This is a genomic window from Polaromonas sp. P1_F9 (assembly GCF_056405615.1).
Map to the genome: position 1 here is coordinate 317,137 of NZ_JBFUBT010000006.1, position 9,980 is coordinate 327,116.

13 protein-coding genes are annotated in these 9,980 nt (G+C 55.5%); all 13 read right to left on the minus strand.

The annotated features are described in order from the left end of the window. Nucleotides 1-334: 334 nt before the first annotated feature. Nucleotides 335-616 carry a hypothetical protein gene (locus AC1DYR_RS18905; RefSeq protein WP_477706444.1) on the minus strand — a complete coding sequence of 94 codons (282 nt, stop codon included), beginning with the start codon at nucleotides 614-616 and terminating at the stop codon, nucleotides 335-337. 54 nt (nucleotides 617-670) lie between these two features. Then, nucleotides 671-1,012, minus strand: coding sequence for a hypothetical protein (locus AC1DYR_RS18910; protein WP_477706445.1), 342 nt, complete (start codon nucleotides 1,010-1,012; stop codon nucleotides 671-673). A 742-nt stretch (nucleotides 1,013-1,754) separates the two neighbouring features. Next, the gene (locus AC1DYR_RS18915) at nucleotides 1,755-2,108 is read right to left on the minus strand and encodes a hypothetical protein (protein WP_477688596.1); all 354 of its coding nucleotides are present in this window, start codon (nucleotides 2,106-2,108) and stop codon (nucleotides 1,755-1,757) included. A 778-nt stretch (nucleotides 2,109-2,886) separates the two neighbouring features. Beyond that, a complete protein-coding gene (locus AC1DYR_RS18920) occupies nucleotides 2,887-3,402 on the minus strand; it encodes a GNAT family N-acetyltransferase (protein WP_477706446.1) in 516 nt (171 codons plus the stop codon). A gap of 542 nt (nucleotides 3,403-3,944) precedes the next feature. Next, entirely contained in the window at nucleotides 3,945-4,523 is a 579-nt protein-coding gene (locus AC1DYR_RS18925; protein ID WP_477706447.1) for an ankyrin repeat domain-containing protein, read from the minus strand. Between the two features lie 475 nt (nucleotides 4,524-4,998). Beyond that, entirely contained in the window at nucleotides 4,999-5,433 is a 435-nt protein-coding gene (locus AC1DYR_RS18930; RefSeq protein WP_477706448.1) for a hypothetical protein, read from the minus strand. A 91-nt stretch (nucleotides 5,434-5,524) separates the two neighbouring features. Next, nucleotides 5,525-5,824 carry a hypothetical protein gene (locus tag AC1DYR_RS18935; protein ID WP_477706449.1) on the minus strand — a complete coding sequence of 100 codons (300 nt, stop codon included), beginning with the start codon at nucleotides 5,822-5,824 and terminating at the stop codon, nucleotides 5,525-5,527. 704 nt (nucleotides 5,825-6,528) lie between these two features. Then, nucleotides 6,529-6,906 (minus strand): DUF7674 family protein, encoded by a 378-nt coding sequence (locus AC1DYR_RS18940; protein ID WP_477706450.1) that lies wholly within the window; start codon nucleotides 6,904-6,906, stop codon nucleotides 6,529-6,531. Nucleotides 6,907-7,009: 103 nt separating this feature from the next. Beyond that, a complete protein-coding gene (locus tag AC1DYR_RS18945; RefSeq protein WP_477706451.1) occupies nucleotides 7,010-7,453 on the minus strand; it encodes a hypothetical protein in 444 nt (147 codons plus the stop codon). 99 nt (nucleotides 7,454-7,552) lie between these two features. Further along, nucleotides 7,553-7,936 carry an RDD family protein gene (locus AC1DYR_RS18950; protein WP_477706452.1) on the minus strand — a complete coding sequence of 128 codons (384 nt, stop codon included), beginning with the start codon at nucleotides 7,934-7,936 and terminating at the stop codon, nucleotides 7,553-7,555. Nucleotides 7,937-8,022: 86 nt separating this feature from the next. Then, the gene (locus tag AC1DYR_RS18955) at nucleotides 8,023-8,409 is read right to left on the minus strand and encodes a hypothetical protein (protein WP_477706453.1); all 387 of its coding nucleotides are present in this window, start codon (nucleotides 8,407-8,409) and stop codon (nucleotides 8,023-8,025) included. Nucleotides 8,410-8,451: 42 nt separating this feature from the next. Next, nucleotides 8,452-9,021 carry a hypothetical protein gene (locus tag AC1DYR_RS18960; protein WP_477706454.1) on the minus strand — a complete coding sequence of 190 codons (570 nt, stop codon included), beginning with the start codon at nucleotides 9,019-9,021 and terminating at the stop codon, nucleotides 8,452-8,454. Nucleotides 9,022-9,812: 791 nt separating this feature from the next. Further along, nucleotides 9,813-9,980, minus strand: a 168-nt coding sequence (locus AC1DYR_RS18965; RefSeq protein ID WP_477706462.1) for an ATP-binding protein, incomplete at its 5' end; no start/stop codon positions are given.

Here is a 9,980-nt window from a genome sequence, read left to right on the forward strand (position 1 = left end):
CTCCAAGGCAGCCTGCGTCGTATTCGGCGCTGCCTCCTGCACTTGGGTGATGCATTCGCCGGCGCCTGAGCCTGACAGGTAAATTGCATATACCTGCTCGAACTCGCTAGCCGCGAGCGAATCGAGCTCATCAAAGATAGCAGTGCTCTCCTCGCAGAAGGGAGGAATTGCTCCACCGAATTTGCGAGCGCGCGCGCTGGCTTGAGAAATTAAGAAGTCGAGCACTGCCGTGATTGATTGCGTGGCCATTGCAAGCTAATGTAGAGATGACCGGCCCACTAACACCGGTGGCGAAGCCGCAGCCAGCTGTTGTGGGCCCGTATCGATTGACATGTTAGACGACAACCCTGCGGACAAACCGGTAAGAGCCCCAGAGGGCGAATGGCCACACAACGATGAAAGCACCGGCACCGTACAAAAAAATCGCACCTGCGGCGACGAGACCCAACCCCAAGTCGTCCTCTCCCAAGGGTGGCCGCTCTCTGCCCGCGTAGTACTCCTGCTCCGCCAGCGATGCTCCGAAGATTGCAGCAGCGAATGCGCCAGGCAGTGCAATCATCAGCGAGAGCAGGAGGGCCGCTGACCAACGCGCAATGAGCTTGAGCGATCGTCCCATGCCATTTAACGTAAATGTGGCCGGCCGCCGAAGGCGGTCCGGTTGAATGACAGGTTATGTGGCAGCGTGCTCAACGGCCAGCCCCTTTTCAGTAAGTGAGATCAAGAATTTGCCCGGCGCATCGTCGGCCTTCTTGTCGCGATACACAGCAACTCCATCAATGCGAGGCAACTGCTCTGGATCTGGATCGGAGACATTTTCGTACCAGTCTGAGACGAAGGTGCGCCACCCTGCCGGTTCGAGCATTCGCCAGCTGGAGCCACCTTCGGGATTTCGCGAATTTTCCGCAGCCCCTTTCCACCACACTACGGAGACAACTGGCTGTATCCACGGCAACGTAGCCGACATAGCTCGAATGTGCAGCAGTGCGACGTCGTGGAACACGACTTCAGCCATGGATGGAGCACGAAGTGGCTTCTGTCATATAACGTTTGAGTTCAGCGGCTGCCGGAGGCAGTCCGCTGGAACGAAGGGTTAGGCCTCATCAGTGCGATCAGCATATAGGCAGGCGCGCACTCCAGATCCGATAGCGAGCATGCGATAGTCATTGGAATTTGGCAGAGAGCAGGACTCCGGATAAAGCGATAAGAACGCCTGCGACAGTGAGCGCCACTCCTTTGGGATACAAGAAGTACCAAACCGGCCTAGAAACCCAGAACTTCGGATAGTCACGTTGATAGAAGATCCAAGCCACCACTTGCATGGCCACGCCGACAATTACTAGTGCGCCACCTAAATACATGGAGATCCCAAAAGAGGCCTAACGTAATGTATACCGCAAGGTCTGCGGTATAACATCGCGCTTGCGGTATAACCTGGCCGCTGAAAACCCAGCCAAGTGCTTGTTATTAAAAGACTTATTTCCCATTTTGAGTTTTTCTCAGGTCGATGAAAAAGGGATCAAACCCCGCAAAACGATTCTAGGCGGACAGTGTGGTGATCGCCTCCTCAATATAGACGAGCGCAGCTTAAACAGCCGATTCCGTTGTGTTTGACCATCGCTACCCATAACCCGGCCTGGCTGCACCCTTGGGAGCCAGTCGCTGCGCTTGGTGTCACGTCGACCGCGGGCCAAGCCTAACGTTTGAGATGAGAGCCGTGACCCGGCTTGCCGGGGCACGTCCTCTCGATTGAAGGGTTAGGGCGCTGGTGATGCTGCACCATTAGGCGAGTATTGTTGTACCCAGCTAACAGATGCAAGCACTGCTTCTTCCTTCAATTTTGCAAAGTTGAACTTCGCATACTCGTTGTGAGAGACGAATTCATACGGCTGTTCAAGCGCTTCGTCGTAGCTCCAGTACAGACCAAGAAGTTGTTCAATGCCGTACGCATCACCGACATGCTCTCTTGCAGGCGTTTCAAAATCGTAGTTCGAGGACCGTATTCCAGCCATTAGCTGCTTCAAACCCTCAATAGGGTCGAGCACGCGCTCAGCTATTGGTGAGATATGGGCTAGCAGGAATTCCCAGGGAGCTACTTTGGATGGTTCCATGACGCCTTGCTCTCTAGAAAGCAGATCGAACTTTGCAAGACGGGAGCCCGCAGTAGCGAGTCGGGTGCAACGAAGGGTTAGGCGTCATCCGGCACCCACTGTTGAACGCTGGACGAGGACCGTAGGCGGAAGCTTACGACGGAGGAGGTACCCGCCGATACGACCATCCGGTGTGAGCGCTGAATAGCTTGCCTTAATGTATGGGCGTGCCCCGTCGACAGGATAGAACTCAGTGTTGAGGTGGGCGACTTCATCCGCTGTAAGCGTTCGAGCGGAGCCATCGTCTTCGACCATCACGAATCTGAGGGCGAACGTGTCATTGGCTTTGGCAGCACGCTCACGAGCTTGAACCATTCGGCCAGCCATGAGCGCACAGGCCACGACCAGGAGCGCGATGACAGCGACAGCGGCCCACATTTCGCCTATGACTCCTAACGTTGAAGGCAACCGGCGCACAAGAACCGGATGCGAGTAGCGCTCAGATTTACTTGTGTGTCCGAGTTGACTGAATTGTTAGGCCGCTGCATTTGCAGTACTCCCGCTTGAATTACTTAGACCCATAAAACGCATTAGCCTTTTACCAACAAGGCGACACCGATACAAGTCACAACAACAAGGAATAGGACCGCCTGTATAGCTCGTCCGATCCCCAAAAAACCTAGCAAACGATCCAACCAATTTTTCAAACCGATCTCCCTCTACAAGCCGTACCGCCTAACGTGCGTGTAACCGGCGCCTTGCGGCCGGACGCCGCAAGGCGTCCGTGTTGACTGGCTGGTTAGGTTTCACTTCCACCATCGACACGTGCGCGCAACCACTTCTCCAACATGATGCCGTCCTCGGACTGCCTGTACATGGCCAGTTCGATAAGCCTTTCATGATACGCGTGCTCCAGGTAGAGAGATCGAGCCGCGTCATTGTTTCTCCGACACTCAACCAGGACTCTCTCAGCCCCCGAAAGTCGCGCAACGGATTCCAACCAGGTGATGATCGCGCTGGCCAAGCCTTTGCGCCGATATTGAGGTCGAACCGCGAGCAACTCCAGGTGGGCATGACGCTCACCGTAGCGCATGATGCCAAATGCGAGGACGTTGTCATCTGCGACGACCACGGCTACGTTTACGTCCCTGTCGCGCAGAGACTGAGAGATGCGGCTTCGCGTCCAATTCCAGCCCAGACCATGCTCGACGTAATCGCGCGACATTTCCGCAATCTGTGTTGAGTGAGATTCTGCTGCCAGGCGGACAGCTACATCAGCGAGCACGTGAGACCTAACGTTGGATATGAGCTGCATGACCCGGCTTGCCGGGGCATGTCCGCTCAATGGCGAGGTCAGGCGCTTCGCACCAGCCCTGGACCAAAACCTTGCGCGCGAAAGAGCGAAGGGGCGTTGGGCTTGCCGCTAGTTGCATGACGCAACCTCTGTGTTCGGGCGATGACCAACGTAGATCGCCTCGTCACCGCATTTGGAGCGCAGCTGGATGAAGAACGCAAGCAATAGGCTGCCCGCAACCACGAAGAAGACTCCAAACAATCGAAGCGAGAGGGGCCTGGATAGCCGCAGGAGAAGGGCTGCTGCCGCTATGCCCCCCAGCAGAAAGCAAACTGACGACAGATTGCGCCAATGATCTACCTTGAACTGGCCTGGGAACCACGACGCCATGGCACCGTTCGAGCCAACTACAACAATCCAGGGAAGCACGAATGCAGATACAAACAGGAGCCACCAGTGGCGCCGATTGATAGGTTTCTCGGGTTGCGAACTACTCATACTTCAACCCAAGGAGCCTAACGTGAAGGTGACCAGCAAGTTAGAGAGCATCCCAGTCTCATCGACTAGTGCTTTGATGCGAGCAATGCTACACATGCCGTACTACCCGCTCGAAGTGCGACATCCAATGCGGTTCCGTCGAAAGAACTCCGAAGCAATGGGTTCGCTCCGTGCGCGATGAGCAATTCCGCGATGGCAACAAGGTCGTCTTCTGCCGCGAGGTGAATTGGAGCTTCAGCGAAGTCGGCCTGTTCATTCACGTCGGCTCCTGCATCGACAAGCAGCCTGACGGTCTCTATGCTACCGCTACGAACTGCCTTGTGAAGGGTTGGTTCCCGCTGATCATTGGGACTGAGAGGTGCACCGGCTTCAAGAAGAATTCTCACGAGATTCGCCCGTCCGAGAGTAGCAGCCAACGATAACGGAGACTCACCAAAGTCGCACAGTGACGAGACATCTGCACCCAATTGCAGGATGGAGCGAACCGCTTCCTCAGACTCTCCCAGTACGAGCAAGTGCAACGCCGTTTCGCCCAAGGACGTTCGTTCTCGGATGAGTCGCGGATCCCGCGTTGCAAGCGCGATGCCGGCGGCCACCGAGTGCTCAAACACATCGACTAGTCCCACGACGCCCTGATCGTCCATATGCGCTCTAACGTAGAGTTAAGCGGCCTGCGCGACTTTTTGCGCAGGTTCGCTTGAACGCCGGGTTAGAAGGCAATTTGTTCTCCTCAACCATGAGTCCGCTGAGCATTGGATGAGGCCGCGCCCTTTCGCTTGTTGCTCCAGGCCCTCAAACCCCACCCAACAGGCAAAAGGATAGCGGCGATAAGTGTTCCATTCTTGCGAATTTCATCTGAAATTTCATAGGCGTCGGCTAGAAACGCTGCTGCAAATAGGAAGACCCCATACGCAAGGGCCAACAGAAATTCTCTCCCATACCGCGCACCGCCGTATTCGGGAGTTGACCACAGCCTGGCGACTTGGGATAAATGCCAGCCAAAGCCGGCGAAGTATGTCGCCATAAGCAAGAGTGCTAGAAATTCAGGGATCGTAGGCATCTGCGTTCTAACGTTTGACTTAAGCGGCATGCCGTAGGCATGTCCGCTTGAAGGAAGGGTTAGGCGTCATTGCGTTGCCACGGCTCTTGTATCAGCACGCTGAAATAGGACCAGAGGTTGTCTTCGGCGCCATTGATTAGCCGCTTATGCACTTTTGCTGGTGGAAAGACCCAGTTCTCGCCTTGGCTCACACCGAGGGCTTGGAACTCTTGGTTGATTCCCCAGTCGCCGCCCTTCGCGCGGCGATAGACCTCACCAATGTATCCCCCCAACATCTTGCAGACCGTTTGGACCTCTTCGTCCGAGGGCGCCTTTCGTAGCAGTTTGCCGATGAAGCCTTTCGGACGCGCTTGCGCAAGCTGCTCGGCGATGAACTCAACTTGTTCGATACTTGCGGCCGCGTAGTCGAGCGAAATACCGAACTTCGTGCGCGCGAAATCAACCGCATCTTCAGCGTATGCGGCCATCATGTCATTGATCGTCGGAGTGGTCATTCTTGACGCCTAACGTGCGTGTGACCGGCAACCAAGGAGAGGAGGCCGCGTAGCGGCCGGACGCCCTTGGGTGTCCGTGTCGACTAGCTGGTTAGGTTCGCTTGATCGCATTGTTGCGCTCCTTCTCTTCGGCCTCTCGGACTCTACGCCGAAGGTCATTGCGATGTTCATTGAGGCCCATCTGGTCAGCAGCCTGCTTGAGCTTGCGCCAGAACGCTCCGCTTCCGCTTCGTCGCTCGCCTTCCTCGACGAGGACATCAAATGCGAGACCAAGCTCGTTGTGAGCAAGATATTTCTCAAATTCAGGAATGGCCTCTCCGCCGAGAAGAACCGTCGCGTCTCGGAGAAGAGTCTCCGTCAGTCCCCATTGCTTGGCCAGGCGAGGATTCACCATTAGCGACCTAACGTAATGTATGCCGCAAGGTCTGCGGTATAACTTGGCGCTTGCGGTATAACCTGGCCGCTGAAAACCCAGCCAAGTGCTTGTTATTAAAAGACTTATTTCCCATTTTGAGTTTCGTTCAGCTCGATAAAAAAGGACCAAACCCCGCAAACCGATTCTAGGCGGCCAGTTTGGTTATCGCCTCCTCAATATGGACGAGCGCGGACCAAACAGCCGATTCCGTTGTGTTTGACCATCGCTCTCCATAACCCGTCCCTGCTGCCCCTCGGATGCCAGTCGCCGCGCTTGGTGTCACGTTGGCTGCAGGCGTGGGGTCGCGCCGACTGACATGTTATGCGGCATTGTCGCTCCGGCCTTTGCGTGATCGGCGCCTTGCATGTACCGCGCCACCGAATGCGCCAATCGCGATTGCAAGGTAGAACGCCAGCGAATTTGCGTGCCCAAAAGGGAGAGCAAGAAGGAACGCGATTCCGAGAATGACTCCGGAGATCAGCCATGTGAAAAAGACAGTAGCTGGGCTCATTTCGTCCATTCAGCGTCGGTCCCTGGAGCAAGACCAGGACGAGGGAAGTCGCAAGCAATCGCACAAACGACCGGAGTGCTGACCCTGCCTCGCGTTTGACGCGGCCCACTTGCGGGATGTCCATGGGATAGGGCGCAGTTCGGCGGCAAGATGCCGGCCCAGCTGGGGTTCATGGATCACGATGGTGGAACTCCGTGTAGAGCTGCCTGAGCTTGGGCGGAAGTTGCTTCCAGTATGGCTCGCACTTGTGGCTAGGGACTCGCCAGAACAAGTTTTCCACAAAGGAGACGTCAATGCATTTCTGGACGGGATCGTTGCCTTGCAAGAAGGCGCCCTCCATGAACTGAAAGAGCGGCCCATGAACACCGTAGGGAACCCCACGCTGCATTTCGGTGTTGAGAGCATCCGCAAGCGCCCCGAACCATACGTACTCAATTCCGACATCAAGGCCATCACCCCAGCTCTTCTGGAAATGGCGATCCGCGGACAAGGATATTGGAAGGAATCTCTCCCGCACGTTGTGGTAGAGGTCTACGACGGCATCCATTCATGCGCCCTAACGTAAAGATGACCGGATCACAACACTTTGCGGCGAGATCGTCCCCTGCTGTTGTGCGCCCATGTCGATTGAAATGTCAAAACTCATTAGCCTACACGTCAAAACCTGGATGTTGAAACGTGCGTGGCCGGTCAGTAGCCCACCCGGCACTAGTGAATTCTTCCTGCAGCTTCACGCCATCACGCGTGTAGTGCAACTCTGTTCCGACTGGAGCTTCGAGTTTCGGAAGAAGATCACGCAGCACAGATAGCGCCGCATCTCTTTTCGGCGTGTCAATGTCTATTCCGCAAAATGCCACCAACCGTCGACCGTCGGGCAACGGATCGGCTAGCGAGGAACCCCCGCCGGAAACAGCACCGAGCCCGGCTTCAGCGAGGACTGGATCAATTCGATCTTCGAATTGCTCACCGCGCTGGATCGGTTGGATATTGCCTGGAAGTTTCACGTAGATGAATTGCTCTGGATCGAGTTGCGGTGCGACTGGCTTCTCGGCGTTCGGCTGAAACACGGATTTGAGCTTGTTGAGGATTTTCATGAGATGAGCTTTAACGTAGAGATGACCGGACCACCAACATGAGCGGTGGGGCCGCCTCCTGCTGCTGTGGGTCCGCGTCGATTGACCAGTTAAACCGCTTCACTTGCTGGACTCCAACTGAACGACCTTGGTGCGGCCCAAATAATCGCCGAGGCGGCGCCGCTGCTTACCAAGAATAAAGACGGCATCAATCACCCCAAGCATCATCGCGAAATTCCTAACCAAGGATTGCCAGTAGCGGCAAGGTTCCTCAGTTGTGACGTGCACCACCGCCGTGCGCGTAAACCGTTTTCCCACGCTCTGCCCGCCGGGCAATCCATCACACAAGAACACGTAGAGAAAGAAGCCTAGCAGTGCTAGCTCCAGGGGAAGCGCGAGGGCTTTGGCGGAAACGTAGAAGATGACGCCTGCTGCGATTGCAACCAAATCGTCCAGGAATTGGGAAGTGAATCTCTGCCCAATAGATGCGAGGGGTTTGCTCATATGGAGGATTGCTTTCTTGGAACTGCGTTGCGGTTTAACGTTTGACTTAAGCGGCCTGCCGTAGGCATGTCCGCTTGAAGGAAGGGTTAGGCCGCTGGTCGCTCATTGAACAGGCCTGTGATCTTGGTTACCTCGCCGAAAGCTACCCTCCTGCTGCCCTCGTGGCAGTAGAACGTAGAGCCGACGCCGAGACGTTTTCGATGCTCTTTCGCCCTCATCTCGTCGACCACTATCGTCATCCTTGCTACCAGATTGACTCCGATGGGAAGTGGCTCGTCGGTTGGGAGCGAGTCTCCATTTCCGTCGATGAAGTCAGGCCAGATCATCCACAGGTGTTCTGCTGCCAAGTCTTCTGAGTAACAAAGATCCCAACGAATGCCGTTGAACGGCGGCGACAGTCTTCCACCTTCTTCGGAAGAAAGGATTCTGACGGACGCTTCGAAGTCATCTGGGACCTGGTAGAGCCTATGCATAAAGCGACCTCCTGCAGTTGCGGGCCCGTGTCGATCGACTTGTTAGGAGCGTACTTCAATGAGTTCCTCCTTGCGTAGCTCTTGCGGTACATCCCCTTTGGCCAAGTATTTGTAGCCATAGCCGACCGCGAACTCGGGGAGACCAAGCAACTTCGTGAGAGCGCGATGTCGGTCCGTCGCAAATATCCAGATGTCTGAGTCCTCGTCCTGGCAATACAAGACGTCAGCCACCGCCTTTTCGTCATTGCAACCGAACGTACTGCATAGCAAGGCTGGATTTCCACCCTCTGGCGAGTCGTCGTCCTCATCTTCCTCAGAAAAATAGTTCGGGCAAGAATCGTATTCATCCAATCGCTCGCCATCCGCGAAGACGTCGACGTACAAGATGTCGTCATCGTGCACAGTCACAAGGAATGCAACTGATCCCAGCGCTTGCGAGAGATGCGATGCAAACTCATTGGGATACAAACCGCCCTCGTCACACTGCTCATCGTAGATGGTTATGTACCCGTCACGACTTGGGGTGAGGAAAGCTCGGCGACCTTTCAAGAGCGGCAGTACGACTTCTGGAGATGCGGCGCGGACAGTAATGTTTGTGTAGAAGGCACCCAAGGAAAGCTCCTAACGTAATGTATACCGCAAGGTCTGCGGTATAACATCGCGCCTGCGGTATAACCTGGCCACTGAAACCCGAGCCAAGTGCTTGTTATCAAAAGACATATTGTCCATTTTGAGTTTCATTCAGGTCGATAAAAAGAATACCAAACCCGCCAGCCGATTCTAGGCGGACAGTGTGGTTACCGCCTCCTCAATGTGGACGAGCGCAGCCCAAACAGCCAATCCTGTTGTGTTTGACCATCGCGACTCATAACCCGGCCCGACTGTCCCTTGCCTTGGGTGTCAGTCGCTCCGCTTAAGCAGCATGGCCAGGCCGCCCCATGCTCCGATGCGCAATCCAATAGGCCAGCACCGCGAGTGCAATGGCCAGTGCCTGAAACGGAAGGCGGGTCTGCTCGAAGGACGGGTTAGAGCACCGTTTGAGTGACCACCGCAGCGATGGGAAATGCGAATGCTGCAAGGGCAATGCAAAGATAGATTCGCCCCTTGGCCGTCGCGGACTGGGTAACGCCCACAAACCAGACCCATCCCCACGCGGCTATGACGAAGATCACTGCGCCGGCAAGGAACGAATGTACGGAGCTTGCGCTGCAGGCCCCCCAGGTGGCACCGGCTATAAGCGCACTCGCGCAAGCTACGCCGACGGTGGTTTCGGAAGGCCTTTGCGCCTCTGCTGGTTCTGGCGTTGTTGCCTGTGTTTCCCAGATCAGGTGTTGAATTCCGCTGAAGTCTGACCCGAGTTTTCCATCGAATATTGACCCACACTCTTTGTGAGCAGAAGGTGCTCACGATGTGGATAAGTTCTTGGTTTTCTCCTTTTTGGGCTGAGTCTTTGCAGAGCTGTTTTTGAACCGATAGCTGTCGTTTCCAGTCTCAAGGATATGACACCTGTGGGTGAGTCGATCCAGAAGAGCAGTCGTCATTTTTGCATCACCAAAGACACTGGCCCATTC